Origin of the sequence: sulfur-oxidizing endosymbiont of Gigantopelta aegis (assembly GCF_016097415.1) — a bacterium.
Taxonomy (GTDB): domain Bacteria; phylum Pseudomonadota; class Gammaproteobacteria; order GRL18; family GRL18; genus GRL18.
In genome coordinates this window covers 741,650-767,472 of record NZ_JAEHGE010000001.1, presented here as the reverse complement: position 1 = coordinate 767,472, position 25,823 = coordinate 741,650, and the positions used below count along the sequence as shown (strand labels likewise).

The following is a 25,823-nucleotide window of genomic DNA, read 5'->3' as shown; positions in this document are numbered from 1 at the left end:
TAAATCGCGATTCAAGGTATTGTGAAGAGTTTGGTTTAAATAATCCAGTTGAGGTTTTGATTGATTTGCTGGCGGGTGGGTTCAATGGCTTCAAGCTTGTCAGCCACAATGGCAATGCTGCCCTTTTGTGAAGGGTATAATACGCCCTTTAGCTGTTCATTATGTAATGAAACTGAGGTCTCGATTGAGCGATTAGGTAGCAAGAAAACGGTGACGAGCCCCTGTGGTGTGTTGAGTACCATGTGAATACCGGTATGCGCGCCAATAATGCAATGCCCCAGAAAATACACCTGACCGATAGGTCCGTTTAGTTTACCGCCATAAGAAGCCAGCATCGTATCGATGCTACTTTTAGGCACGTTCATGTGGACATCTAAGGCATGGGTATCTTCAATCACATGGGTCACAACTTCTTGTGCCAGCGCTTCACCGTTTTCACCCGGCAACAAAAATAAACTCAGACTAATCGTCATAATGATAGAGGCGGCAAGACTGCCACCCAACCAATTGCGCCACTGCTGCTGACGTGTTTTTTTCTGCTGGATTTTAAATAGAGAGAGTTGTTGGCCAAGGATAATACGTTCGGATAAATTATCCGGCACTTTAACCTGAAGGGTGTTTAAAAGACTGTGGTTAAACTGGCGTTGTTCTTTCAGTAAACGACGGTTCGCAGCAGTTTGAACCGCTTTTTGCAGAAACTCACTCACCTGACTATCGGGATCGATAATTGCTTTTTTTCTAAATTCTAAATCGTCCACTTATAAACCTCTAAGCATTTCCAGGGATTTTATTGTATTAAAATGCAGACTTTTTGAAATCTTGATGCTGACATAACTTCTGCCTAAGCTGATCACGTGCTCTGAATAATCGAGTATTGACGGTATTCAAATTTAGTGCCAGCTCTTTAGCTATCTCACTGGTTTTAAAGCCACCAATGGTTTGTAATAGCAACGGCTCTCTATACTCTTTTTCTAAGCTAAGGATAGCGCGGTGAAGTTGCTGTTGCTCTAGCATTTGTTCTGGATTGAGATTAACGTGATCTTCTACTGCAACATCTTCTATATCAACCAAATCCAAGCGCTTACGCTCAAAACGACGGGCATTTTCCCGACGTAAAATAGTAATGAGCCAGCTTTTTGCTTTTTTCTCATCTTCTAACTTATCCAATGCTTTCCAGGCACGTAAAAATGTTTCCTGAACCAGGTCATCCGCAATTGAATGATTGCTGCATAACCAGAAAGCAAAACGGTATAAGTCACTAGAATAGGCTTTCACCAAGGTTTCAAAACGTTTTTGTCTACTGACATCTTCATAGACCGTGTCTTTAGCTGTTTTCTTTCCAATTGTTCGCATTTTTATATTAAACATATTCAGATTCAATTATTTTTTAATGTTGTAGCACCTGTAATCCTATTGAGTCTATAGGATTGGCAAGCGTTATAATATTTCGGAAAATACTTACACCTCTGGTGGATATTATGCACATCTTTGCTGAATAGGCTCTGAACAAAGCCTTTTTTACGCTGATAAGGGAACAAAAAAAGAAAAATAATAATAAATGAAATTTTTTTATTTCTTCTCAGGTCTAGTAAAGTAAGCCAGTCACTGGTAAATTTTATATTAGGTCTTAAGTAAGATCTGATTTTTTGAAGAAAGCTATTATATATACCCGGAATATCATGAGTATAGGCTTATTCTTATCCATCTAACAAACACAAGGAAATAAAAATGGGAAACTCTAAAAAAACAGCTATCGTGGGTTTATTTGCACTGGCTTTTGCTACTCTAGGTGCAACAGCTCATGCTGGCAAGCCTGGCTTTGAAAAATGCCAAGGCATTGCTAAGGCCGGAATGAACGATTGTGGTACTAGCAAGCACGCTTGTGCAGGCATGGCAAAAACTGATACTGATCCTGCTGAGTGGGTTTATGTACCTGAAGGTACTTGTGCCAAGATTGCTGGTAACAAAGGCAAGAAGTAAGGCCTGAGTTTCAGTATTAAAGAGTATCAGACAAAACTGCTACTCTTTTTTTATGCACGTTTCTTTTAACTGATTCTTCTAAGTTTAACCCTTTAAAATAAGATAGAAAACAATGATAAAGACATTTTTGTTTGCCCGAAACGACCTCATGATACACGGCTTTGATTTAGTGGTTCGACTCTATCTATTGAAAGTTTTTTTTCAATCGGGTCTTACTAAAATCCAATCATGGCAGACCACGATTGACTTGTTCGCCTATGAATATTCTGTACCATTCTTAGCACCAGAGCTAGCGGCTCAAATGGCAACTGCTGGCGAATTAGCACTGCCCGTATTAATTTTATTAGGCTTGTTTACACGACCTGCTGCTATTGGCCTGTTTATCCTTAATGCCGTTGCTGCCTATGCTTATGCTTTGACTGATTTCTACAATATTATCGGCATGCTCGATCATGTTTTATGGGGCGCAATGATTTTAGTGTATATCGTTTATGGTCCTAGTCCATTATCCATTGATAGCCTTATCTCGAAGAAATCAAACGCATCAACTTAGTTGTCCGTCCTATACCCATGAGACTTGGAAATAATGCCTCAAGGCAGTGATACTTTCATGTCCTTGTCACCATATTGATGCACACTATCATGAGCTCGGATAATGACTGTTTTAACGCTCTCAGGCAAAGTCGCAGTCAGTGAACGGGTAAATGGTTGCTCATTCACATGCGGATGATAGAGTGTTCTGGTCGCCATAATATTACCCTCAGTATCCAGTATCTCCCAGCGATTGGCATAATGATCCCAACCACCATCTTCATGACGCAGAGTCACCGCAAACTGATATTGATGATTTCCCTGCGCTTGAATGTCCACATTCACCACTTCAACTGAATTAGCCCAAGAATTTGCTGTCAAAAAGAGGCAGATATACTAAAAATTGTGTTTTTCATATACTTTCCTGCGTAAATTAGAATATCATTGTATAAGTTTTTAGGTTAATAAGCTTTTAGGTTAATAGGTGGTGTCTTTTGAATAGTGGTCTTATGGTTATTGCTACAGTACTCGTCATATTGGCGGTTTATTTATTGGCTGTATGGATGTTAAGAAAATGGCTTATTCGCCGTGAAGTAAGTTGTCTCTGGCGTAGCTTAGTGCTCGCAATCCTGCTTGCCCCCGGTTTATTATTGTTTGGTGAACATGCCGGCATTCCTTTACCGGCTTTTGCCTGGATGTCAGCGGCCAGCAATGCTTATAATTGTGTTTCCCAATCTTTATTTTGCTCACTAAAGCTAAACTTGTTTATCTCCATTTTACCTTTTCTCGCAACCTGGGCTTTTATTTACATGATGTGCAAGGGCACCGATAAAGATTAGCTATTCAACTGAGGTTGCTAGGTTTATTTAAGCTTCTTTATTTAAGCTTCTTTATTTAAGTAAGGCGGTGTATTTATGCGCCAATTTATCCAGCTTCGGCGTGATAATGACCTGACAATAACGGTTTTCGGGATTAAGGCGAAAATAATCCTGATGATAATCTTCCGCTTGATAAAAGGTTTCTAATGGCTTCAAATCGGTGACGATAGGATCAGACCATTGGCCGCTTATTTCCAGTTGAGCAAGATATTGCTCAGCCACCTCTTTTGAGCCTCATTATGATAGAGAATGGTTGAACGATATTGAGTCCCTGTATCAGCCCCTGACGGTTCAAGGTCGTGGGATCATGCAGTGCAAAAAAAGACCTCAAGCAGACTTTGAAAAGAAATAATGTCGCTATCAAAACTGATTTGAATCACCTCTGCATGTCCCGTTGTACCAGTGCAGATTTGTTGATAAGTCGGATTTACTATCTCCCCATCCGCATAGCCTGAGACAACAGAAATCACTCCCTTAAGCTTTTTCATGGGTGCATCTAAACACCAAAAGCAGCCACCACCCAAGGTGATTGATTCTATTGCCATCGTATATATCCTATTATTTAAATGATTATTGAAGCATGGCTGCATTGGCAGGATAAGTAATGGTCTGATTACGTCCACTTTCTTTAGCATGATACAGTGCTGTATCGGCCTGATTGAACATGTGCTCAAAATTTGAATGACTATCTGCGCAGGCAACACCAATACTGATGGTGACTTTTAAGCCCTCTATGCGATTTCGTTCAAGGTGAGAGCGGAGCAATTCAGCTTTTTCAATGGCATCTGACTGAGTTGAATTGGCCATCAAGACAACAAATTCTTCACCACCATAACGGGCAATCAAATCCTCAGAACGGAAATTGTGGGTAATTAGCTGGCCAAATTTTCGCAGCACATCATCGCCCTTACTATGGCCATAGTTATCATTAATATGCTTAAAATGATCGATATCCAATACCAGCAAACTCAGTGGTGAGGAATGACGCACGGAGTGACTGAAATATTTGGGCAATAATTGCACCAATGAATGGCGATTGTACAAGCCGGTTAACTGGTCGGTCATGGCTAATTGGAACAATTGCTCTTGCTGCATTTTAACCTGATCAAAGAGTTGCTTGGTGGTTACCATATTGCTCAAACGTGCGGCAAGTTCTTCTTTAACAATGGGCTTCACAATATAATCATTGGCTCCCATGTTCAGTAGTTCTATCCGTCGGGTCACATCATCAAAGCCGGAGATAACCAGAATGGGGAGTTTGGAGCGGTCGGGAATTATTTTGCGGATTTCTCGCACTAGTCCCATCCCACTCAATCTGCCATCAACCAATAGATCCGTAATGATGATGTCATATTCGATGGATGATGTTTGAAATGCCTTTAATGCCTCTGCCGCACTAAAAAAATGTGCCACCGACATTTTCATCGCTTCCATCTGCTTGGTCATCATCGTGGCAACGGTTTTGCTGTCTTCGATAAACAATACCCGGGCATTAATTTCATTGCGCTTAGTCAGTATCGAATTTTTTAGATCTTTTGATAGCACTTCAATATTTGAGCGATTGTATATTTCTGTGACACCGGAGTGGTAGGCATGATCAAAAGAGTGGTCAATTTCGTTGGAGGTTAATAAAATAACCGGGATATCTTTGGTTTTTGGTGTCTTACGAATCTGTTTTGCGAGCTTGATGCATCTAGCCCACAGGGGAGGTGGTATGCGGTACAAACAAAATCCATTGTTTCTGTTTCCAGTAACTCAATGGCTTCTTCAAAATTATTGGCAATACTGACAACCAAACCTTCATTATTGAAGATTTGCGAAATCATTATTTGGTGAAAACGGGAGCTTTCAACGACAAGAACTTTCATACATTACTCAGGGCAGACAGCATCATATTTCAAACAGGAAAATAACAGCAAAGCCGAACATTATTACTAGCTTAGCTATAACCAATATAAGCTACTTCCATAAATAGGATATCTACGTCAAAACAGTCTATTACTCGCTGTAAACCCTATGAACTGGCACTCTTTGTTCGTAGTTCTTAGTGTTCTCGATAGGTTCAAGAGGTAATACCCTGCAATTCCATTTGCAAAATTTGTAACTTCTCAATAAGTCTGTGCATTTAAACAGCACAAACTTTACCTTTCAGCAACTCAGGCAGATATGGGATCAAATTTCTCTTGCTGATCCGGTCATTAATAAAATCCCAGAATGAAATTCCTTGTTTCAAACAAGTTTTCTTTAAACTGACAAAGGTATCTCTGCAAAGTTGCCCATCCTTTGAGCGTGTACTACCACTAATTTTACGCTTAATAACATATTCTCGAATATCATTTTCACTCAAATTATTATGAAGAGGAATATCAGGCCGTTCCAATACCAGCAGTAATTCTGTTTTATTTCTTGCCAATCGTTTCAGTGCCTGATTCAACGTTTCAAAGCTTCAAAGCTTGTTTTAGTCCGGCACAATTCATCAAAATGTTCAGCAATCGCTGACTTCAACGGATCATCTGGCTCAAGTTTATATTGTTTGAGATCATAAAATAGTTCCCAAATCTGAGTATGTACCCAGTTCAGTTCTTTATCATGTCGCTCATTGAGTGGTAGTATCCGCTGAAACACTCTGTCTGCATGTATCCAACATAATGCGTGCAACAAAATATCAAATTGTCCTGCATCATCACTCACAATCACCAAATCACTTGGAAAGCCACTGTTAATTAATGCCCCCAGTAAAGCGCCTTCTGTGGCAATGCGAACATGCCGTTGTGTTATGATACTATTGTTCTGCAGATAGTATTTCCAGGCTTCTTCATTATCAAAGCAAGTCTGATGACTTTGTTCAATAACGCTCAATGGCTTGTGAGGTAATTTTTCTGCTCTCATATAATCAAGTGCTGCATCGTTGAGCGTATAATCAACAGCAGCACCTCGTAACTAATTGTAGAAAATTAATCCGGCTCTTATATCGAGTACTTGAAAACCAGGCAAAGGTTTCATTGCCAACGTGAGTACAATAACCATTCTTTCCATCATGACGACTACCCGTATCATCAACATGGATATAAGTACTATTGTTGATACCGGCAGTTAGCAATGTATTTTTTCAGTATGAAAATGGTCTTTGTCATGGATTAAAATCTCATTGATCTGACCCGTTGAAATATCAAAACCTAATTCTGTTAATTGTTGTATTATCAATGGCTGAGTCACTCTCTGGTGATAATATTGATAAACGATATAACTCTGTAATGTATGGCCAAAATGTCCTATATGTGTATCAAAGCTCAATTTTCCTATACAGGTATCACCATCGGGTGTTTTATAGCGAGCCAATCGATAACGAGTATTGAAAGGCTTAATCAGCAGCTCCTGAACAAAATAATCCTGATACCTAAAAAACGTGAATGTTCTGGCAGGTTATCTGGTTTGATAACAGTGGTTTTATGAATAGCCAATTTCTTCTTTCGTTTACGACTTTTACTAGTCCCATTTCCTGAGTTGTTTTAATTGTATCATGGCTTTTTTAAGGCTCTTTAGTTTGCCCTGTGTTGATCAAACTCCCTCTCAGTTAAGATAATATTCAAAAATATTCTATTTCGATCTGAGACAGATCGACAGGATCATTTATAGGGATAAATTACATGGGGCAGTGAAAATGCAATTTTGTCCTCTAAAATGCTGTCAAGACTTTTTTGTTTTTATTTCAAGTTTTGCACAGACTTATTGAGAAGTTACCAAAATTTTATCTATCATATTGAATATATTGAAAAAAAACAATTTTTTTGTTATATTGCCCAGGTAAATTTCACCATAATGTGATGCAGTACTCATACTGAAAATAAAGCCCTTTTTAATGACCACAACTCACTTAAGTTTCAATCCTTTTCAATTGCCTCTAAGTAAAAAAAAAGGGCGATAAAAATGATGCCCAAATTGATGCCATTTATCAGCAATGGAAACAGGAAAAACTCAGAAACTATCCTCGCTCCATTGGTGACTTAATTGTCCCACTCAAAAATCCTAAGGCACTAAGCCCGGAAGAAATGGCTCAGTTAAAAGCCTTGTTACGCAAAACCAATATGGTCATTTATGCCGTAGCAGGAACAGCAGAAGAAGATAAATCCATTCCTGAGCAGTTGGGTATCCAATTGGGTATTCAGCGCCTAGACACTAATGAATGTGCTGACAATGATGGTTTCACCTCGATTCAAGTGGTTGATGAAGGCTTACATGCCATCTATATTCCCTATAGCGAAAAAAAGCATTAACTGGCATACCGATGGCTATTATAATCGTCTGTCTGAGCAGATTTACAGCATGGTTTTACATTGTGTTCGACCTGCGGCAGAAGGCGGAGAAAACCAGCTTTGGGATCCGGAAATTATTTATATCTTATTGCGTGATGAAAATCCACAGTATATCAAGGCGCTCATGGCAGAAGATGCCATGACGATTCCCAAAAACGTGTTAGAGGGCAAGCTCGTTCGTCCTGATCGCAGTGGCCCGGTGTTTATGATCACCGAAGCAGGGCGTTTGCACATGCGTAGATGACGCAACAAGCACAACAACGCTTACGGGAAATATTGACTAGCGATTCACCCTATAAATTTCAAGGACGTTTAAACGCTGGGCAGGGGCTTTTATGCAATAATATCCTCCATACCCGAACTGCATTTAAAGATGACAAGGAAAAACCGCGTTTACTTTATCGGGGACGTTATTTTGATAAGATAAATCTATAATTTTCGTCATAGTTCATAGTTCATAGTTCATAGTTCATAGTTCAGCAACAACCGAATCACTACCACTTTGAAGTGGTATAATATTTTTCTAGGCGACGAATTTTATTTTTTGCATCCGCATATTCTTGCTCATTCAGCCCGTCCCTACTCACTTCACAATGGGCATATACGTCCGTTTGTCGGGCTTGTAGATTATCTTGTGCACGTAATACTTTGCGCATAATAATACTGGTTTGCACACAGACATCGGGGCTGGTATATATTTTTTCCATTTGATGACTGAACTCTGTATTAGAGCCATTGGAAATACCTGAGACCACTAACAATAAAATCACCTTCATTAACACTGCTCCCAGGGCAATTGATGGAAACGCCAGCCACCAACGGTACTACGTTGATGATTGTCATCCAACTCACCTTCGAAGCCCTCATCAATGTTATAGACATTGTTCATACCCGATTCGAGTAATTTTATCCCGGCCTCTGCGGATCGCTTACCACTGCGACAAATTAAAATAATATCCGGGTGCTCGCCATCTTCTCCACAGACACCCCCTAAGACTAACTTGCGAATTTCTATAACGAAATTGGGGTTGATATCCCAGTCAGGTTCATCAATCCAGGCGATATGGATAGCGCCTTTAGGATGTCCCACAAAGAGAAATTCCATTGATGAACGCACATCAATTAATAAACTATTAGGATGCTCCAAGAGCATTTTATGTGCTTCTTGAGGAGTAATTGCAATCGGGCTTGCATGAGTCATGACTAAATACTCGGTTTTGTTATAATAGAGAGAAGAGGTATATTATCCTAGTATAGGTAACTTTGGGCTTTAAATAAATCAGGAAAGAATAAATGGTTGGCAGACGCAAAGACAAAAAAAAAAAAATGGATACAGGCAAGTTAGATGCACTGGTCAAAAAGTCCATAGCGATGTTAATACGCGGGAAAAAGGTTATCGTGAACAATCTTTAAATATTCACCCCTGGGTTTGTGGTCGCTGTGGCAAGACTTTTACTCGAGAAAATTTACAACTCTTAACAGTGCATCACATTGACCATAACCATAACAACAATCCTCCCGATGGTAGCAATTGGGAAAATCTCTGTATTTATTGCCATGACAATGAACATCAAAAAATGAACGAATTTGATGCCTATGGTGATGTCAATGCAGGCCAGCAGACAGAAACTGCCACGCATAATCCCTTTGCCGATTTGAAATCAATCATCGGCAAAGACAAATAAAAAGTAAGCGAGCAATTCCTGATATACCCGTGATACTTGGAAGTGCAGCGAGGCATTTTGATTTAGAGTCGATTGATTGTATAAGTACTATATGATTGAGGCTTTAAATTAAAATAACGAAGTCTGCATTTCCAAGTATCATGGGTATATGCTCTTTATCAATGAGCAGGAGTAGACAGCAGTTTTTTATTTCAGCAAGCTCTGATTTCATACTTAAAAGTTCACTTTTAAGAGCAGTGTTTTCAGTGCTTAATTGTTGTACTGACTTGATCAGAGGGGCAAAGAGGTCATTGTATCTAACGGATAAATTCTTTTCATCAGAAGTATCAACTAGGCCTGACACATCATACGTATGAATATGAAGCAACAAGGTACAAATAAAACCTATATAATGTGGCTATACTTAACCGGACACACAACTTAAAATAACTAAAAGATAAAAAGTGTGACCTAAAATGAATGATCAAACAAAAAAACCAAACAAAAAAACCGAATAAAAGCTATACATCAGAATTTAAAGAATCAGCTGTCAAATTAGCTAATGAGACGGATCAACCCGTTTCTCAGACTGCCAGGGAGCTAGGTGTTAATGTAAATACTCTACATACCTGGATCAGTAAATATTCCAAACCGGTGAAGACGGTAGCCAATAGAAGTGATGAACACATTTATGATGAAGTAAAACGTCTGAAAAAAAAGAATTGGCAAAAGTGATTCAGGAGCGTGATTTATTAAAAAGGCCACAGCGTACTTTGCAAGGGAAACTTTGTGAAGTACGCATGGATAACTGATCAGGCTAAAGATTACCCGGTAACGATTCTGTGCCGTTTTATGGATGTTTCCGTAGTTGCTATTATGATTGGGTTAGCTCTCCTAAAACGGATAGAGAGAAAGAAAATGATAATGTGGCTATACTTAACCGGACACACAACTTAAAATAACTAAAAGATAAAAAGTGTGACCTAAAATGAATGATCAAACAAAAAAACCGAATAAAAGCTATACATCAGAATTTAAAGAATCAGCTGTCAAATTAGCTAATGAGACGGATCAACCCGTTTCTCAGACTGCCAGGGAGCTAGGTGTTAATGTAAATACTCTACATACCTGGATCAGTAAATATTCCAAACCGGTGAAGACGGTAGCCAATAGAAGTGATGAACACATTTATGATGAAGTAAAACGTCTGAAAAAAGAATTGGCAAAAGTGATTCAGGAGCGTGATTTATTAAAAAGGCCACAGCGTACTTTGCAAGGGAAACTTTGTGAAGTACGCATGGATAACTGATCAGGCTAAAGATTACCCGGTAACGATTCTGTGCCGTTTTATGGATGTTTCCGTAGTTGCTATTATGATTGGGTTAGCTCTCCTAAAACGGATAGAGAGAAAGAAAATGAAGCGCTTACTGAGCAGCTAAAAAACTGTTTGAAGACAGTCGCAAGACTTATGGAACCCGTCGTCTTAAAAGAAAACTGGCTGAAAAAGGCGTTCATATAAGCCGCCGGAGAATTGGTCGATTAATGAAAAAAGCCGGTTTGTTTTGTAAAACGAAGAGACGCTTTAAAGCGACGACTAATTCCAAGCATAATAAGCGTATATCTCCAAATTTACTGGAAAGAGAGTTTACTGTCTCTCAACCTGATCGCTACTATGTGGGTGATATTACCTATATTGCCACCAAGGAAGGCTGGTTATATTTAGCGGTTGTCATTGACTTATTCTCTAGGCAAATTGTTGGCTGGTCGATGGATGAGCGAATGAAAGCCAAGCTAGTCAATGATGCTTTACTGATGGCCATATGGAAGCGTAAACCAATGGATGGATTGCTTTGGCATACTGACCGAGGTAGCCAATATGCCTCTGATAGTCATAGAAAAATATTGTCGGATCATAACATAATTCAGTCTATGAGCCGCAAAGGAAATTGCTGGGACAATGCTGTATCAGAGAGCTTCTTTCATAGTTTGAAAACTGAATTGACGCACCATTGTCGTCTTCATCTATTTAAAGTTAACATGAGAAACTAAAATGATAGGAAATACAAAATGACAAAAATCACTTGAAACAGCCAAAAAATATTTAGAAAACTGTCCGGAAAAGTGTTGACACATCAACGAAGCAGGTCGCACAACACAATACCAATATGATGGCCTGTCACAAGTGCGCCGTCGCATTGATCCCATGGGACAAACGCTGAATTATCTCTATGATAAAGAACGTAACCTTGTTGCCTTACAAAATGAAAAAGGTGAAGTCCATCGGCTCAAATATGACAAAAATGAGCGTCTGATCGCAGAAATAGGCTTTGATGGTCGCCAGCAACATTATCAATACAACCCATCAGGGCATTTAATCGCTCAAATTGACGGCTCGCTTGCCGAAACAATAGCCAATGACGCCGAACAAGCCCAAGCACCAGTCAAACCTGAATTTCAAGCCGCAGACGATGCCCTGCTGACTCAATTCCAACGTAATCCATTAGGACTATTAATCGCAAAAATCACTGCCGATGGCGAACAAACGTCATTTGACTACACTCCCTCAGGACAAGTCACTGGAGCAGAAAACAGCCAGAGTAAAATTATCTTTGCTTATGACAGCACAGGCAATCAAATTGAAGAAACACAAATCGTTGGTGAAAATAAATACAGTTTAATTCATGAGTTCGATGCTCTGGGCAATCGTATCAAAAGTACCCTGCCGACCGGGCAGGCGGTGACTTATGAATACAATCATCAACAACTCTTCACCCAAGTTGCCATCGATGGTGAAATCATTAGTCAACTCCAGCGCGATGCGCTGGGCAGAGAAATTGGCAGGCAACAGGGTAGCCTCAAGGCACGCTATCACTATGATCCTATGGGACGCTTGACCCGTCATCAAGTCACTCACCAAAAAACCAAACAAACCATCGTCCAACGAGGCTATGGTTATGATCATGCTGGCAATTTAGCCACCATTGACGATCTCACAAAAGGCAATACCCACTATCAATACGATGCCCTGAACCGCCTGACAAAAGTAAAAAGCTTTATCAGCGAACAATTTGATTTTGATCCCGCTGGCAATTTATTGGCACAGCAAAATTCACAAGAAATCGAACAAGCCATCGCTCAAGCAACAGATCAAAAGCAGAATAAAACACCCCAAGTCTCAGGCAACCGTTTAGCCTTTCAAGGTGATAGAAAATTCACCTATGACAGCCGCGGCAACCTAGTCAAAGAACTGCGTGGCAAAGGCGGGCAACTGCAAACCGAGTTCAGCTACAACGCTTCCAACCAATTAATTAAAGTCACCAAAAAACAAGCAGGCAAAGAGGAAGAATACAGCTATCAATACGATGCGCTAGGGCGACGAATCAATAAAACCACCCCAGAACAAAGCATTCACTTTGTCTGGAACAATGATGTCCTGCTCAGTGAGAGCACGACAGACAAAGAAACAAAGCAAACCATCGATGAAAAAATCTACCTCTATGAGCCCGATAGCTTCAAACCACTGGCCATCATTCAAGACAAACAAATCTATCACTACCACTTAGACCATTTAGGCACACCACAAGAACTCACTGCGCATAATGGTGAATTAGCGTGGTCAGTCCACTACAAAGCCTATGGCAACGTAGTCAAAAAAGTCGTTGAATCCATCGAAAACAACCTGCGCTTTCAGGGGCAATACTATGATGCAGAAACCGGCTTGCATTATAATCGTCATCGGTATTATGATCCCACTACAGCACGATTTATTAGTTTAGATCCCATTGGCCTATTAGGCGGTAATAATAATTACCAGTATGCACCCAATCCAGTTAGTTGGATTGATCCCTTGGGGTTAGTTGCTAAACTTAATGATTGTCCAAAAATTAATAGTGAAAAAAAATATGGTCCTCATGATTCAGGTCCACTTGGAAACCCAAATGATATTCGCTCTCCAGCCTCAACATTTAGGAGTGGTTCATATACAGAAATGGTTGCTGAAAAAGATATTACATTTTATAGAGACTATGGAGGAAAAGCATCTGCAAATGGGCGCTATTGGACTCCAGAGCCCTCATATGGCCCATTACAATCACAACTAGACAGTGCAGTCTTGCCAGAATGGGGTAACACATTAAAAAAACAAGCATCAATAAAAATTCCTAAAGGAACAAAGTATTATGAGGGTGCTGCAGCACCACAAAAAGGAACAGTGGGCACGCAACCTGAGTTTCATGGCGGTGGAATACAAGTTTTTATCCCAAAACCAAAGAAAGAGTGGTTAATAGAACAATGAATACTTTTGAATATATAAAAAATTGGACAAGCTATAAAGAGTCATTTTCTTTCTTTTTACCTGAAGGTTCAGAAGGACGTCCATTTGATAATCAGTATGAAATCATTGATATAAAAAAAATTAATAATACAATGTCAATTCAATTGACAGAAAATATTAAATTATGTTTTGAAGGAGATATTAAATATAATGATGAAGGTTGTAATTTAATTATTTTTAATTTTAAAAAGTTAAAATATATAGTCAATGGTGTGTTAGATAAAGAATTTTCTGATGGTGAATTTTGTTTAACTGGTTTTTGATTCTAAAAAATTTAAGGGGTAGAATCAAGGGGTCAGATTAACTTGATTTAGGTCACTCACCAAAAAACCAAACAAACTGTCGTCCAACGAGGCTATGGTTATGATCATGCTGGCAATTTAGCCACCATTGACAATCTCACAAAAGGCAATACCCACTATCAATACGATGCCCTGAACCGCCTGACAAAAGTAAAAAGCTTTATCAGCGAACAATTTGATTTTGATCCCGCTGGCAATTTATTGGCACAGCAAAATTCACAAGAAATCGAACAAGCCATCGCTCAAGCAAATACTGCTCAAGCACAGAATAAAACACCTCAAGTTACAGGCAACCGTTTAGCCTTTCAAGGTGATAAAAAATTCACCTATGACCGTCGCGGCAACCTAATCAAAGAACTGCGTGGCAAAGGCGGGCAACTGCAAACCGAGTTTAGCTACAATGCTTCCAACCAATTAATTAAAGTCACCAAAAAACAAGCAGGCAAAGAGGAAGAATACAGCTATCAATACGATGCGCTAGGGCGACGAATCAATAAAACCACCCCAGAACAAAGCATTCACTTTGTCTGGAACAATGATGTCCTGCTCAGTGAGAGCACGACATACAAAGAAACAAAGCAAACCATCGATGAAAAAATCTACCTCTATGAGCCCGATAGCTTCAAACCACTGGCCATCATTCAAGACAAACAAATCTATCACTACCACTTAGACCATTTAGGCACACCACAAGAACTCACTGCGCATAATGGTGAATTAGCGTGGTCAGTCCACTACAAAGCCTATGGCAACGTAGTCAAAAAAGTCGTTGAATCCATCGAAAACAACCTGCGCTTTCAGGGGCAATACTATGATGCAGAAACAGGCTTGCATTATAATCGTCATCGGTATTATGATCCCACTACAGCACGATTTATTAGTTTAGATCCCATTGGCTTGTTGGGCGGTAATAATAATTACTGATGTGTCAACACTTTTCCGGACAGTTTTCTAAATATTTTTTTGGCTGTTTCAAGTGATTTTTGTCATTTTGTATTTCCTATCATTTTAGTTTCTCATGTTAACTTTAAACAGATGAAGAGAAAGGGCTTTGCCCTCTGGAACGATAGAGCCGTTCCATTCACCCAAGGTATTTTCACAACGGTAATGAATCCTGTTACAATATCTTCACGGCACAGGCTGAGGAGCCGATGGCCGTCAACGGTAATGGGCGGCATTTATGTCGCCTTTTACCCCTCTTCAATCAATCGATTTAAGCTATTTCCTGCTGTATTTCATAATCGACTGGTGACAAATAATCATTAGCCGAATGAAGTCGCTCCCGATTATAAAATACCTCAATATATTCAAATATTGCCTGCTTTGCTTCTACTCTGGTTTTGAATCGACAATGGTGCGTCAATTCAGTTTTCAAACTATGAAAGAAGCTCTCTGATACAGCATTGTCCCAGCAATTTCCTTTGCGGCTCATAGACTGAATTATGTTATGATCCGACAATATTTTTCTATGACTATCAGAGGCATATTGGCTACCTCGGTCAGTATGCCAAAGCAATCCATCCATTGGTTTACGCTTCCATATGGCCATCAGTAAAGCATCATTGACTAGCTTGGCTTTCATTCGCTCATCCATCGACCAGCCAACAATTTGCCTAGAGAATAAGTCAATGACAACCGCTAAATATAACCAGCCTTCCTTGGTGGCAATATAGGTAATATCACCCACATAGTAGCGATCAGGTTGAGAGACAGTAAACTCTCTTTCCAGTAAATTTGGAGATATACGCTTATTATGCTTGGAATTAGTCGTCGCTTTAAAGCGTCTCTTCGTTTTACAAAACAAACCGGCTTTTTTCATTAATCGACCAATTCTCCGGCGGCTTATATGAACGCCTTTTTCAGCCAGTTTTCTTTTTAAGACGACGGGTTCCATAAGTCTTGCGACTGTCTTCAAACAGTTTTTTAGCTGCTCAGTAAGCGCTTCATTTTCTTTCTCTCTATCCGTTTTAGGAGAGCTAACCCAATCATAATAGCAACTACGGGAAACATCCATAAAACGGCACAGAATCGTTACCGGGTAATCTTTAGCCTGATCAGTTATCCATGCGTACTTCACAAAGTTTCCCTTGCAAAGTACGCTGTGGCCTTTTTAAAATCACGCTCCTGAATCACTTTTGCCAATTCTTTTTTCAGACGTTTTACTTCATCATAAATGTGTTCATCACTTCTATTGGCTACCGTCTTCACCGGTTTGGAATATTTACTGATTCAGGTATGTAGAGTATTTACATTAACACCTAGCTCCCTGGCAGTCTGAGAAACGGGTTGATCCGTCTCATTAGCTAATTTGACAGCTGATTCTTTAAATTCTGATGTATAGCTTTTATTCGGTTTTTTTGTTTGATCATTCATTTTAGGTCACACTTTTTATCTTTTAGTTATTTTAAGTTGTGTGTCCGGTTAAGTATAGCCACATTATTACCAATATGCACCGAATCCAGTTAGTTGGATTGATCCGCTTGGCTTGGTTTGTGAGGAGCGATATGCACGCTATAAACTAGAACGTGAAAAAGGGTTTTCTGCAGCGGATGCGGCTAAGTTGTCGAAATCTAAGCCTGATTATTATGTAGGGCCTGCTGGACCCGAGGCAACATTGCCTACGACAGGATATCGATATATGCGATATAAAAATGATGATGGGACGATTAATCGCTATGCACAGCAAGCGATGGAGAATAAAACTGCACCTTCTACATATATTGGTTTTGATAAATTTGATACAGGGGAAGAAGCAAGGAGCGCATTTCAAATAAAAGGTATTACTGATAATGTAGAAGGTTTGGATGATGCATCTTGGAGTGATGCTCGTCTTAGAGGTCAATTTGACACTTTACAATTATATGAAAATGGAACACCTAAAATAAGAATACCAAATTGGGCAGGAGATCAAGATATTTCAAAGTTGGAACCTGTAACAAAGTCCTATCCTGAGTTTGGCGATGGTGGAGTTGTTCAAATGCATGCTGATGGTAAGTTTATTGAATTTGATAACATAGAGGTTTTGCCGGAGAAATAATTTTATGGAAAAATATTATATTATTGCAGATGTTGATAAAAGCGGTTTGACAAATCTTCATGATAATAAATGGCCTAAATTAATAGGATATTCATTTGAAAAAGATAAAATACTCATTATGGAAGGCAGAGGACATGGATTACAAGGTACAAAGCTTTCAATAAATAAATTCAAATCAAATGATTGGATAGATGTCTTTAATGAAACTGATTCATCATGGTTTATTAAATTTATTTCTGAAGGTCTGCTTAATAATGATGACAATAAAAAACTACTAAAAAATGAAATTATAAAAAGAGGAGAACTAGTAATTAAAAGTTATTAAAAAATAAAAATGGAGGGCAGGTTAACTTGATTTATGTCGAAAATCAAGGAGGTTAAAAATCAAGCAGCAAAACTCGGTGAAGTAACTTATTCTTATGAATTAAGCTGGGAATCAAGGGGTGAATCAAGGGGTCAGAATCAAGGGGTCAGATAAGCTTGATTTTAACGCCTGATCACAGAAGTCGGTTTTGATGGTCGTCAGCAATATAATCCATCAGTATCCGATGATACTGATCGAACTCAAGCACTACCAATCTCGAATCTTAAGCCTCAAAAGGTGCAGAGACATCGAACAAGCCATTGCTCAAGCAAATACTACTCAAGCACAGAACAAAACACCCCAAATTTCAGGCAGCCTAGTCAAAGAACTGCGTGGCAAGGGCGGACACTCAAGCTAGGCTGATAATAAAAATCACCTCTAATACACTTTCAACCTGGTTGTTTATTACACCTAAAAATACGCTTAGAAGTATTTTGTGACTCTAATCAAGCTTATCTGACCCCTTGATTACACAAGGCGAATTGCTAGCAGAAAAAGCCCATGATGGCCTTACAACACATTACCAATACAATCCCTCAAGGACACATTCAAAGTACCCGACAAGGCAATGAACGACCCACAGAATACCTTTACGAGTAAGCGCTTAACGAACAGCGTTCTTTACCTTTTCCAATTCTGATTTTTTAAAATTCCAGGAAGCAATGCTTCCAGCTTTTCAACCGTATCCGCATAAGGTAATTGGGTTAATACATAGACCATATACGTATATGGCTCAATATCATTGGCCTTAGCGGTTTCAATAAAACTATAATGAACTGCACTGGCATGTGCACCCTTTGGCGTATCTGAAAATAACCAGGCCTTTCTACCCACGCAGAATGGACGGATAGCATTTTCTGCCAGCACATTACTGATATTCAACCGACCATCTTCACAATAAACAGTCAGCTTAGGCCATTGATTATTAATATAGGTGAGTGCTTTTCCTGTCAAGCTGTCGTTCGGCACTTTGCCCAGGGTGTTATCGACCCATGTTCTTATTTTCTCAAGAAGCGGCAGGCTCTGTTTCTGACGAACCTTAAATTTTTCATTAACACTGGCTTCTTTTATCTCACGCTCAATTAAATACAGCTTATTGATATGGGCCAGTGCCACATCGGCTTTTGTAGGCTTTTGATTGCTCTTTTTTCTTTGGTTGTGCCGTCTGAGAATCTTTGAATTTACGGCGAGTGTGATCCCAGCAGCCGACCGATGTGGCATTATTTTGTGCACACACGGCATTGTAACCGGCATAGCCATCGGTTTGCAGATAGCCGCTAAAGCCATCAAGCAGGCGCAGTGGTACTTCCTTCTTACGAGAAGGATCGTATTCAAACAGCACACTGGGTTGTCCAGGTGGCCCGCCACGACTGACCCACATGTATTTGTTCGAATGAGCACTGAGTCCCGGCTCTTTTAATACTTTGAGCACCGTTTCATCCATTTGGATGATGTCACCCGACAGTTGATGTTCTCGCATGAGGTTGATGAGCGGCTGGAACTGATGAGCCAGTTTAATAGCCCAATTGGCCATGGTGGCTCGGGTTATATCGCCGCCATAGCGTGATAATATGCCTTCCATTCGATACAGAGGCAAACCATCGGCATATTTTGAGATAATGATGTGTGCCATCAGGTGAATACTGCCCATTGATTTAGGTAATGGATGTTTTGGCATGACCGCAGCTTTCATTGAACGACTGTCTGTGTCATTGGTGCCTGCAAAGACGGCTTTTTCCTGGAAGTATTCCAGTATTTGGACTTTAGCTGGAATGATATCCAGCTCTTCTCTGACTTTAGTGTAAAAAACCTCAATGGCACCGGCTTTTTCTTCATCTGTCAGATCGATGAAGACAGGGACTCTTGGAATAGTCTTTGAGAAAGGCTTCCTGCCTGTTTTTTCTTTCTTCTTAGGCGAAGTGGTTTTAGGTTCAGGGAGCCCCTCATCGTCAGCCGCCTGCTCAGCTTCATCAAATAAGCGTTCCTGACCATCACTTTTTTCACTGCTGGGTGCAAAGCGTTTACTACGAGCCAGACGAAGGGCTTCTTCCAGTATTTTTATACGGTGGTTTTTCTGTTCAATGACACTCAACAATTCATTCTTGTCCGCGTGTGAAAAAGCGGAAAATATAGAGTCGTTTTTGTGGATTCAGCCTTGTTTTGCATGGCTTTATTATAACAAAAAATAGACTAAAAGTACTTAAAATACAGACTCATAATGCAATTTCTTATGCGGTTTCATGACACTGATATCATAGCCGTCTAATAGCCAGTTGATTTGTTGTCCGGTGATATTCATCAGGTCATCTTCACCCTTTGGCCATTTGAACTTTTCTTCTGAGAGACTTTTGTAATAGAGTACAAAACCGGTATTATCCCAGAAGAGGCATTTAATTTTATTACGCTGACGATTGGTAAAGGCATACAGATGGCCTGCAAAAGGATTATGACCTAATTCACATTCAACAATGGCACTGAGGCCAATAAAACTTTTACGAAAATCAACAGGCTTCAGATAGAGATACACCTGTGGCAGGCTGAGTGATGGACGTATGGCTGACTTCATTGGAACAGTCCTGCTAATTGTTTTACCAGCTGTACATTATCGGCAGTCACCCCTTCAATGCGTAGCTGATTGGGTAATTCTACAATTAATGCTGAGGTGCGGGCTGAATAGTGTTTCGGGGAGGATAGTTGAATAAAACCATTCCCCTTTGTCATCGCACTGGTTTGCGTTGTTGCACCCAGCAACTTACGCTTGTAATAGCCAAAACGTTTGATGGGTAGCCCATGTTCCTGACAATAGGATGCCTGGCTGATACTGTTTTCATTCCATTGATTAACGTGGTCTTGCCAAAATTGTTTTGAGTTGGCTTGGGTTTCTGGTTTCATTGATGTGCCTCATAATTAATCGATGGATTGATTATGAGGCAGGGGAGATATTTTTTGAATAACGCTAGATGGTTAAGCGCTTACCTTTACGATGTCATGGGACAGGTGACACAAATTAATCTTCCCAATGGTCAGGTGCAAGTTTTAGAATACAATAGCAGTGGCCAACTGACACAATATACCGACGAAGCAGGTCGCACAACACAATACCAATATGATGGCCTGTCACAAGTGCGCCGTCGCATTGATCCCATGGGACAAACGCTGAATTATCTCTATGATAAAGAACGTAACCTTGTTGCCTTACAAAATGAAAAAGGTGAAGTCCATCGGCTCAAATATGACAAAAATGAGCGTCTGATCGCAGAGACAGGCTTTGATGGTCGCCAGCAACATTATCAGTACAACCCATCAGGGCATTTAATCGCTCAAATTGACGGCTCGCTTGCCGAAACAATAGCCAATGACGCCGAACAAGCCCAAGCACCAGTCAAACCTGAATTTCAAGCCGCAGACGATGCCCTGCTGACTCAATTCCAACGTAATCCATTAGGACTATTAATCGCAAAAATCACTGCCGATGGCGAACAAACGTCATTTGACTACACTCCCTCAGGACAAGTCACTGGAGCAGAAAACAGCCAGAGTAAAATTATCTTTGCTTATGACAGCACAGGCAATCAAATTGAAGAAACACAAATCGTTGGTGAAAATAAATACAGTTTAATTCATGAGTTCGATGCTCTGGGCAATCGTATCAAAAGTACCCTGCCGACCGGGCAGGCGGTGACTTATGAATACAATCATCAACAACTCTTCACCCAAGTTGCCATCGATGGTGAAATCATTAGTCAACTCCAGCGCGATGCGCTGGGCAGAGAAATTGGCAGGCAACAGGGTAGCCTCAAGGCACGCTATCACTATGATCCTATGGGACGCTTGACTCGTCATCAAGTCACTCACCAAAAAACCAAACAAACCATCGTCCAACGAGGCTATGGTTATGACCATGCTGGCAATTTAGCCACCATTGACGATCTCACAAAAGGCAATACTCACTACCAATACGATGCCCTGAACCGCCTGACAAAAGTAAAAAGCTTTATCAGCGAACAATTTGATTTTGATCCCGCTGGCAATTTATTGGCACAGCAAAATTCACAAGAAATCGAACAAGCCATCGCTCAAGCAAATACTGCTCAAGCACAGAATAAAACACCTCAAGTTACAGGCAACCGTTTAGCCTTTCAAGGTGATAAAAAATTCACCTATGACCGTCGCGGCAACCTAATCAAAGAACTGCGTGGCAAAGGCGGGCAACTGCAAACCGAGTTTAGCTACAATGCTTCCAACCAATTAATTAAAGTCACCAAAAAACAAGCAGGCAAAGAGGAAGAATACAGCTATCAATACGATGCGCTAGGGCGACGAATCAATAAAACCACCCCAGAACAAAGCATTCACTTTGTCTGGAACAATGATGTCCTGCTCAGTGAGAGCACGACAGACAAAGAAACAAAGCAAACCATCGATGAAAAAATCTACCTCTATGAGCCCGATAGCTTCAAACCACTGGCCATCATTCAAGACAAACAAATCTATCACTACCACTTAGACCATTTAGGCACACCACAAGAACTCACTGCGCATAATGGTGAATTAGCGTGGTCAGTCCACTACAAAGCCTATGGCAACGTAGTCAAAAAAGTCGTTGAATCCATCGAAAACAACCTGCGCTTTCAGGGGCAGTATTATGATGTTGAAACCGGCTTGCATTATAATCGTCATCGGTATTATGATCCTACTACAGCACGGTTTATTAGTTTAGATCCCATTGGCCTATTAGGCGGTAATAATAATTACCAATATGCACCGAATCCAGTTAGTTGGATTGATCCGCTTGGCTTGGTTTGTGAGGAGCGATATGCAAGATATAAACTAGAACGTGAAAAAGGGCTTTCTGCTTCGGATGCGGCTAAGTTGTCGAAATCAAAGCCTGATTATTATGTTAAGTCAAATGGTGATGTATATCCAAGTGCATATTACAGATATGCAAACTCAAAGTATTCATCTATAGAGGATGTAAAAACTGGTATGTTACCTAAAAAACGTGGGGGAACATATGTGTCTTTTGATAAAATTGATGATTCTATTGTTGCTTCAGATAAGTTGCAAATACCTTATAGGCCAGATTATAGAGTATCAGGTAACACACTAGATGTTATAGATGATATAGAAATACCTAAAGGGAACTGGGGGCAGTCTGAAAAACTTGAACCAATAACAAGTGATTTTAAAAAGTTTGGCCCTGGAAAAGCAACTCAGGCTGTAATAAAGGGAGAAGTACCTGTAAATCCAGAATCATTGGAGAAATTATTATAATGAAAGAAGATGAAATAATAAATGAAATTATTAAATGTTTAGAGTTAGAATTACCTGATAAATATTTTAATTTTTTAGAGGAGTTTAAAAGGTTAGTAAGCAGAGATTTACTAAGAGCTTCATATAACATATTAGATGAATTAAAAGAAAAAAAGACTGGTCGCCTTCATTACAGTTATTAAACTTAATAAGAGATTATCAGATGGTTTTTTAAAAACTATAAGATTAACTTGATTTAAGTAATCAATCTCAAAAACTCAATTGCTGAAAAGCAAGGAATCAAGGGGTCAGATAAGCTTGATTTTAACGCCTGATCACAGAAGTCGGTTTTGATGGTCGTCAGCAATATAATCCATCAGTACCTGATGATACTGATCGAACTCAAGCACTAACCAATCTCGAATCTCAAGCCTCAAAAGGTGCAGAGACATCGAACAAGCCATTGCTCAAGCAAATACTACTCAAGCACAGAACAAAACACCCCAAATTTCAGGCAACCTAGTCAAAGAACTGCGTGGCAAGGGCGGACACTCAAGCTAGGCTGATAATAAAAATCACCTCTAATACACTTTCAACCTGGTTGTTTATTACACCTAAAAATACGCTTAGAAGTATTTTGTGATTCTAATCAAGCTTATCTGACCCCTTGATTATTTGTGGAATACTGAGCGAAGCGAACCACAAAAAGGCGCGGTGTAAAATATGTCAGGTTGAACTTTTTGTTAGGGGTTTTCATCTTCTGACTCTTCATCTGGCATTGGAATTGAAAATGATTTGTCATATTGCTGTACAAGCTTCTCAATTATTTCATGTGCCTCTGAAATTATGCGACTTGATGTTTTTTTGATTTTAAACTCGCCTCGGTGCGCTACGCCATTTCTCTGGTCATTGATATCTACTACTTGTTTTTGGATTTCTTTAAAGAATTTTTCTCTTTTTGTGCCTTTGGTGATTGGAATAATAAGTCTGTTTAATTTACCAACTAAACCATTAGCCCATTTCATTAAACTATCTACAAACTCTTTAGGTAGTTTTTGATTATTTTCTAGTTCTTCTCGTACCACTAGGTTTGCTGCTAATTCTACGGCTGTTGCGGCACGAATTACTGCCATTGAATGTTCACCACGAAGATAAAGCCCACAGGTTTTTGTCCAGTTCGATTGGATTTTTTCTTTATCTGTACGCTCATCGTATGGTTTTTTATGGAGCTTGTTGTGCCCATTGTGTTTTTCCTTTTTACCCCTAACGCCAAAATCATCGGGGCGTCTTTTTGCCTCCGATGAATTTTTTTCTTGTTATGTTAACTATTTTTCCTTTTGTATTAACTTATCACCTAATCCTGAATCTAATTGAAAAGTAGAATAATAATCAAAATTGACATTTTTTCTTTTAAAATGGAATTAATGCTATTCTTAACAAACGATGAAACTTTTTTAGATTTGGGATGGCTGTTTTAACATACCCGAAGTTATTGCATTTCGTTCTTCAAGAAGAGTGATTTTTTTCTAAGAATTTTAACCTTCAACATGTTTTTAATTTTGTTTTCGAAGTCTTCAATTTCATCTTCTATCTCTGATATTGCGTCATATCTTAAACTAAGCAAGTTGCTACGTTGAGAATCAAATAAAGCACTTTCTTCTTTTTTTCGAAAATCTTTTTTACAACGTTTTTCTTCTTTTCAAGAGAACTAATTTTTTTCTAATTTTTTTAACCTTAGGTATTTTTTCAATTCTGTTTTTCAGCACATCTACGGAAAATTCAAATTCATCAGATATTTTTTATTTAACTTATAAGCATCAATGCCAGAATACTTTTTGTAAATTACAATAGTATTTTTAACAATTAAATCGTGCACAATTTGACTGGATACAGAGCATTGCGCTTCATTCCATGTTACAACATCATCAGATATCCAGTTTGAATCATATTCAACAGGTATATCTTCAAGAGTTACTCCGGCATAATTTTTTGCTTTGGTTATACAAGCCCTTATATTTTCAATATCGCCTGAATCGCCTCCCGTTCCTTTTTCATAAATTATTGCTTTGCCATTTACAATTAACTCTTTTACCTTTTGTCCTGATACTTTACATATTGTATTGCTCCAAGTAACAATATCATCCCCTATCCACTTTGACTCGTAATTTTGAGGTGTACCATTTAGAATAATCTCGGATAACTCCTTTGTTTTAGCAATACAAACTCTAATGTTGTCAAAATCACTTGCTGCAATGGACTTGGTATGTAGCACCAAAAAAAATAAAAAAGTGCAATTAAAACTTTACCAGATATCCAATTACTATAAAACATTTTTTGCTTCCTCAAATTAGCTGGTTGAATTTATTAATATAACGATCTTTTTTAACGGAAAATTTTCCATGATAAATTTTTAATAACTGCCTAAATTTTCCACTTAAACTGATATTACCCCCCTAAACATGGAAAATAAAGGCGTAATTCAATAAACATAATAATATTTTCCACTAAAGCCGATATATGCCCTCTTAACATGGAAAACTTTCCACTAAAACAGATATTAGATGCCCTAACATGGAAAAATTCCGACCTAAGCTGAAAGTCAATTTTTAATATTTTCCACTTAAACCGATATTAGCCGCCTAACATGGAAAATTTTCCACTTAATCCCATATTAGCCAACCAACATGGAAAATTTCCATATAAAAATATAGCCTATTTAAAAATGGTGTTTTTATTCATTATGATATTTAATTCAACATTGCTGATGCGCTTCGTGCCTTAGCAGCATCCTACGTTATTCTACGTGAGTGGGAAGAATTATAGGGGAAATAAAATAGAATAGCTCTCTTGATGACACCCATCGTTTGATAGAAATAAATCTCAATCGATGGGTGTCTAGAACTACTTTCGCTATAAATACCGTTTTAATGTAAAATTTGCCTGTTTCATTGCCCGTCATCGTCACCTCGCGTAGTCTTTGGCTTGTATTGCATAAATCAAGGGGTCAAATTAACTTGATTTAAGTAACCAAACTAGTCAAAGAACTGCGTGGCAAGGGCGGACACTCAAGCTAGGCTGATAATAAAAATCACCTCTAATACACTTTCAACCTGGTTGTTTATTACACCTAAAAATACGCTTAGAAGTATTTTGTGACTCTAATCAAGC

34 protein-coding genes and 3 pseudogenes are annotated in these 25,823 nt (G+C 39.2%); 17 read left to right on the top strand and 20 right to left on the bottom strand.

All coding sequences use genetic code 11. From position 1 onward, the window contains the following. Positions 1-35: 35 nt before the first annotated feature. Complete coding sequence (locus JEU79_RS03905) at positions 36-758, bottom strand: DUF3379 family protein (RefSeq protein ID WP_198263046.1); 723 nt, start codon at positions 756-758, stop codon at positions 36-38. 37 nt (positions 759-795) lie between these two features. Next, positions 796-1,353 (bottom strand): sigma-70 family RNA polymerase sigma factor, encoded by a 558-nt coding sequence (locus JEU79_RS03900; protein WP_246539985.1) that lies wholly within the window; start codon positions 1,351-1,353, stop codon positions 796-798. A gap of 375 nt (positions 1,354-1,728) precedes the next feature. Between JEU79_RS03900 and JEU79_RS03895 the strand changes: the two genes are divergently transcribed. Then, positions 1,729-1,980 carry a BufA1 family periplasmic bufferin-type metallophore gene (locus JEU79_RS03895; protein WP_198263044.1) on the top strand — a complete coding sequence of 84 codons (252 nt, stop codon included), beginning with the start codon at positions 1,729-1,731 and terminating at the stop codon, positions 1,978-1,980. A gap of 112 nt (positions 1,981-2,092) precedes the next feature. Next, complete coding sequence (locus JEU79_RS03890; RefSeq protein WP_198263043.1) at positions 2,093-2,533, top strand: DoxX family protein; 441 nt, start codon at positions 2,093-2,095, stop codon at positions 2,531-2,533. 38 nt (positions 2,534-2,571) lie between these two features. On the opposite strand, the gene JEU79_RS03885 is transcribed toward JEU79_RS03890, so the two are convergent. Next, positions 2,572-2,892, bottom strand: coding sequence for a hypothetical protein (locus tag JEU79_RS03885; protein WP_246539984.1), 321 nt, complete (start codon positions 2,890-2,892; stop codon positions 2,572-2,574). 113 nt (positions 2,893-3,005) lie between these two features. Here JEU79_RS03885 and JEU79_RS03880 point away from each other — a divergent pair, with 113 nt between their 5' ends. Then, positions 3,006-3,350 carry a hypothetical protein gene (locus tag JEU79_RS03880; protein WP_198263042.1) on the top strand — a complete coding sequence of 115 codons (345 nt, stop codon included), beginning with the start codon at positions 3,006-3,008 and terminating at the stop codon, positions 3,348-3,350. Between the two features lie 51 nt (positions 3,351-3,401). On the opposite strand, the pseudogene msrA reads toward JEU79_RS03880, so the two are convergent. The 6 genes and pseudogenes from msrA to JEU79_RS03850 form a co-directional block, all read right to left on the bottom strand. After that, a pseudogene (gene msrA, locus JEU79_RS03875) lies at positions 3,402-3,877 on the bottom strand (peptide-methionine (S)-S-oxide reductase MsrA). Positions 3,878-3,959: 82 nt separating this feature from the next. Further along, positions 3,960-4,934, bottom strand: a complete 975-nt coding sequence (locus JEU79_RS03870; RefSeq protein WP_198263041.1) for a diguanylate cyclase — start codon at positions 4,932-4,934, stop codon at positions 3,960-3,962. A 580-nt stretch (positions 4,935-5,514) separates the two neighbouring features. Then, complete coding sequence (locus JEU79_RS03865) at positions 5,515-5,823, bottom strand: IS66 family transposase (protein ID WP_198262504.1); 309 nt, start codon at positions 5,821-5,823, stop codon at positions 5,515-5,517. Beyond that, positions 5,820-6,278, bottom strand: coding sequence for a hypothetical protein (locus JEU79_RS03860; RefSeq protein ID WP_198263040.1), 459 nt, complete (start codon positions 6,276-6,278; stop codon positions 5,820-5,822). The genes JEU79_RS03865 and JEU79_RS03860 overlap by 4 nt, the downstream gene beginning before the upstream one ends. Positions 6,279-6,309: 31 nt before the next feature. Continuing rightward, positions 6,310-6,489 carry a hypothetical protein gene (locus JEU79_RS03855; RefSeq protein WP_198263039.1) on the bottom strand — a complete coding sequence of 60 codons (180 nt, stop codon included), beginning with the start codon at positions 6,487-6,489 and terminating at the stop codon, positions 6,310-6,312. Then, on the bottom strand, positions 6,483-6,728 hold the full coding sequence (locus JEU79_RS03850) for a hypothetical protein (protein ID WP_198263038.1): 246 nt from the start codon (positions 6,726-6,728) through the stop codon (positions 6,483-6,485). The genes JEU79_RS03855 and JEU79_RS03850 overlap by 7 nt, the downstream gene beginning before the upstream one ends. 710 nt (positions 6,729-7,438) lie before the next feature. Between JEU79_RS03850 and JEU79_RS25990 the strand changes: the two genes are divergently transcribed. From JEU79_RS25990 to JEU79_RS25980, 3 genes are read left to right on the top strand one after another with little or no spacing between them, the layout of a single operon-like run. Further along, positions 7,439-7,663: a hypothetical protein gene (locus JEU79_RS25990; RefSeq protein WP_246539983.1), complete on the top strand. Its 225-nt coding sequence runs from the start codon at positions 7,439-7,441 to the stop codon at positions 7,661-7,663. After that, positions 7,626-7,946, top strand: a complete 321-nt coding sequence (locus JEU79_RS25985; protein ID WP_246539982.1) for a TauD/TfdA family dioxygenase — start codon at positions 7,626-7,628, stop codon at positions 7,944-7,946. The genes JEU79_RS25990 and JEU79_RS25985 overlap by 38 nt, the downstream gene beginning before the upstream one ends. Next, positions 7,943-8,137, top strand: a complete 195-nt coding sequence (locus JEU79_RS25980; protein WP_246539981.1) for a hypothetical protein — start codon at positions 7,943-7,945, stop codon at positions 8,135-8,137. The genes JEU79_RS25985 and JEU79_RS25980 overlap by 4 nt, the downstream gene beginning before the upstream one ends. A gap of 59 nt (positions 8,138-8,196) precedes the next feature. Here JEU79_RS25980 and JEU79_RS03840 read toward each other — a convergent pair whose 3' ends face one another. Together JEU79_RS03840 and JEU79_RS03835 are read right to left on the bottom strand one after the other, a co-directional pair. Then, positions 8,197-8,478 carry a hypothetical protein gene (locus JEU79_RS03840; protein ID WP_198263037.1) on the bottom strand — a complete coding sequence of 94 codons (282 nt, stop codon included), beginning with the start codon at positions 8,476-8,478 and terminating at the stop codon, positions 8,197-8,199. Continuing rightward, positions 8,478-8,903 carry a rhodanese-like domain-containing protein gene (locus tag JEU79_RS03835; RefSeq protein WP_198263036.1) on the bottom strand — a complete coding sequence of 142 codons (426 nt, stop codon included), beginning with the start codon at positions 8,901-8,903 and terminating at the stop codon, positions 8,478-8,480. Before JEU79_RS03835 ends, JEU79_RS03840 begins: the two co-directional genes overlap by 1 nt. A 214-nt stretch (positions 8,904-9,117) precedes the next feature. Between JEU79_RS03835 and JEU79_RS03830 the strand changes: the two genes are divergently transcribed. The 7 genes and pseudogenes from JEU79_RS03830 to JEU79_RS03790 form a co-directional block, all read left to right on the top strand. Continuing rightward, a complete protein-coding gene (locus JEU79_RS03830; protein WP_246540500.1) occupies positions 9,118-9,387 on the top strand; it encodes a YajD family HNH nuclease in 270 nt (89 codons plus the stop codon). Positions 9,388-9,846: 459 nt separating this feature from the next. Further along, positions 9,847-10,101 (top strand): transposase, encoded by a 255-nt coding sequence (locus JEU79_RS03825; protein ID WP_198263035.1) that lies wholly within the window; start codon positions 9,847-9,849, stop codon positions 10,099-10,101. A 54-nt stretch (positions 10,102-10,155) separates the two neighbouring features. Beyond that, positions 10,156-10,323, top strand: a complete 168-nt coding sequence (locus tag JEU79_RS03820; protein WP_198263034.1) for a hypothetical protein — start codon at positions 10,156-10,158, stop codon at positions 10,321-10,323. Between the two features lie 31 nt (positions 10,324-10,354). Continuing rightward, a pseudogene (locus tag JEU79_RS28305) lies at positions 10,355-11,376 on the top strand (IS3 family transposase); the annotation flags it as partial. A 172-nt stretch (positions 11,377-11,548) separates the two neighbouring features. Next, on the top strand, positions 11,549-13,660 hold the full coding sequence (locus tag JEU79_RS03800) for an RHS repeat domain-containing protein (RefSeq protein WP_198263031.1): 2,112 nt from the start codon (positions 11,549-11,551) through the stop codon (positions 13,658-13,660). Further along, positions 13,657-13,962, top strand: coding sequence for a hypothetical protein (locus tag JEU79_RS03795; RefSeq protein ID WP_198263030.1), 306 nt, complete (start codon positions 13,657-13,659; stop codon positions 13,960-13,962). Before JEU79_RS03800 ends, JEU79_RS03795 begins: the two co-directional genes overlap by 4 nt. Before the next feature lie 84 nt (positions 13,963-14,046). Beyond that, a pseudogene (locus tag JEU79_RS03790) lies at positions 14,047-14,925 on the top strand (RHS repeat domain-containing protein); the annotation flags it as partial. Between the two features lie 289 nt (positions 14,926-15,214). Here JEU79_RS03790 and JEU79_RS03785 read toward each other — a convergent pair. The 3 genes from JEU79_RS03785 to JEU79_RS03780 are packed head-to-tail and all read right to left on the bottom strand — an operon-like array spanning position 15,215 to position 16,374. Next, positions 15,215-16,078: an IS3 family transposase gene (locus JEU79_RS03785; protein WP_198263029.1), complete on the bottom strand. Its 864-nt coding sequence runs from the start codon at positions 16,076-16,078 to the stop codon at positions 15,215-15,217. Next, a complete protein-coding gene (locus tag JEU79_RS27315) occupies positions 16,075-16,209 on the bottom strand; it encodes a hypothetical protein (protein ID WP_281400830.1) in 135 nt (44 codons plus the stop codon). The genes JEU79_RS03785 and JEU79_RS27315 overlap by 4 nt, the downstream gene beginning before the upstream one ends. A 21-nt stretch (positions 16,210-16,230) precedes the next feature. Then, a complete protein-coding gene (locus JEU79_RS03780; RefSeq protein WP_198263028.1) occupies positions 16,231-16,374 on the bottom strand; it encodes a transposase in 144 nt (47 codons plus the stop codon). Positions 16,375-16,486: 112 nt separating this feature from the next. Here JEU79_RS03780 and JEU79_RS03775 point away from each other — a divergent pair, with 112 nt between their 5' ends. Both JEU79_RS03775 and JEU79_RS03770 read left to right on the top strand, forming a co-directional pair. Next, positions 16,487-17,038, top strand: a complete 552-nt coding sequence (locus JEU79_RS03775) for a hypothetical protein (protein WP_198263027.1) — start codon at positions 16,487-16,489, stop codon at positions 17,036-17,038. A gap of 4 nt (positions 17,039-17,042) precedes the next feature. Next, complete coding sequence (locus JEU79_RS03770; protein ID WP_198263026.1) at positions 17,043-17,363, top strand: hypothetical protein; 321 nt, start codon at positions 17,043-17,045, stop codon at positions 17,361-17,363. A 660-nt stretch (positions 17,364-18,023) separates the two neighbouring features. Here JEU79_RS03770 and JEU79_RS27310 read toward each other — a convergent pair. The 4 genes from JEU79_RS27310 to tnpA all read right to left on the bottom strand — a co-directional run bounded on the left by JEU79_RS27310 (position 18,024) and on the right by tnpA (position 20,294). Further along, positions 18,024-18,518, bottom strand: a complete 495-nt coding sequence (locus JEU79_RS27310; protein WP_281400829.1) for an IS66 family transposase — start codon at positions 18,516-18,518, stop codon at positions 18,024-18,026. Then, positions 18,496-19,497 (bottom strand): IS66 family transposase, encoded by a 1,002-nt coding sequence (gene tnpC / locus JEU79_RS03765; protein WP_281400828.1) that lies wholly within the window; start codon positions 19,495-19,497, stop codon positions 18,496-18,498. The genes JEU79_RS27310 and tnpC overlap by 23 nt, the downstream gene beginning before the upstream one ends. A 105-nt stretch (positions 19,498-19,602) precedes the next feature. Then, positions 19,603-19,968: an IS66 family insertion sequence element accessory protein TnpB gene (gene tnpB, locus JEU79_RS03760; protein WP_198263025.1), complete on the bottom strand. Its 366-nt coding sequence runs from the start codon at positions 19,966-19,968 to the stop codon at positions 19,603-19,605. Then, positions 19,965-20,294, bottom strand: a complete 330-nt coding sequence (tnpA, locus tag JEU79_RS03755; RefSeq protein WP_198263024.1) for an IS66 family insertion sequence element accessory protein TnpA — start codon at positions 20,292-20,294, stop codon at positions 19,965-19,967. The genes tnpB and tnpA overlap by 4 nt, the downstream gene beginning before the upstream one ends. Positions 20,295-20,348: 54 nt before the next feature. On the opposite strand from tnpA, the gene JEU79_RS03750 reads away from it, so the two are divergent. Continuing rightward, positions 20,349-22,676, top strand: a complete 2,328-nt coding sequence (locus JEU79_RS03750; protein WP_198263023.1) for an RHS repeat-associated core domain-containing protein — start codon at positions 20,349-20,351, stop codon at positions 22,674-22,676. Further along, complete coding sequence (locus JEU79_RS03745; protein ID WP_198263022.1) at positions 22,676-22,858, top strand: hypothetical protein; 183 nt, start codon at positions 22,676-22,678, stop codon at positions 22,856-22,858. Before JEU79_RS03750 ends, JEU79_RS03745 begins: the two co-directional genes overlap by 1 nt. Positions 22,859-23,398: 540 nt before the next feature. On the opposite strand, the gene JEU79_RS03740 is transcribed toward JEU79_RS03745, so the two are convergent. Further along, positions 23,399-23,788, bottom strand: coding sequence for a hypothetical protein (locus JEU79_RS03740; RefSeq protein WP_198263021.1), 390 nt, complete (start codon positions 23,786-23,788; stop codon positions 23,399-23,401). A gap of 635 nt (positions 23,789-24,423) precedes the next feature. Beyond that, on the bottom strand, positions 24,424-24,930 hold the full coding sequence (locus JEU79_RS03735; RefSeq protein ID WP_198263020.1) for a hypothetical protein: 507 nt from the start codon (positions 24,928-24,930) through the stop codon (positions 24,424-24,426). Positions 24,931-25,823: the final 893 nt, after the last annotated feature.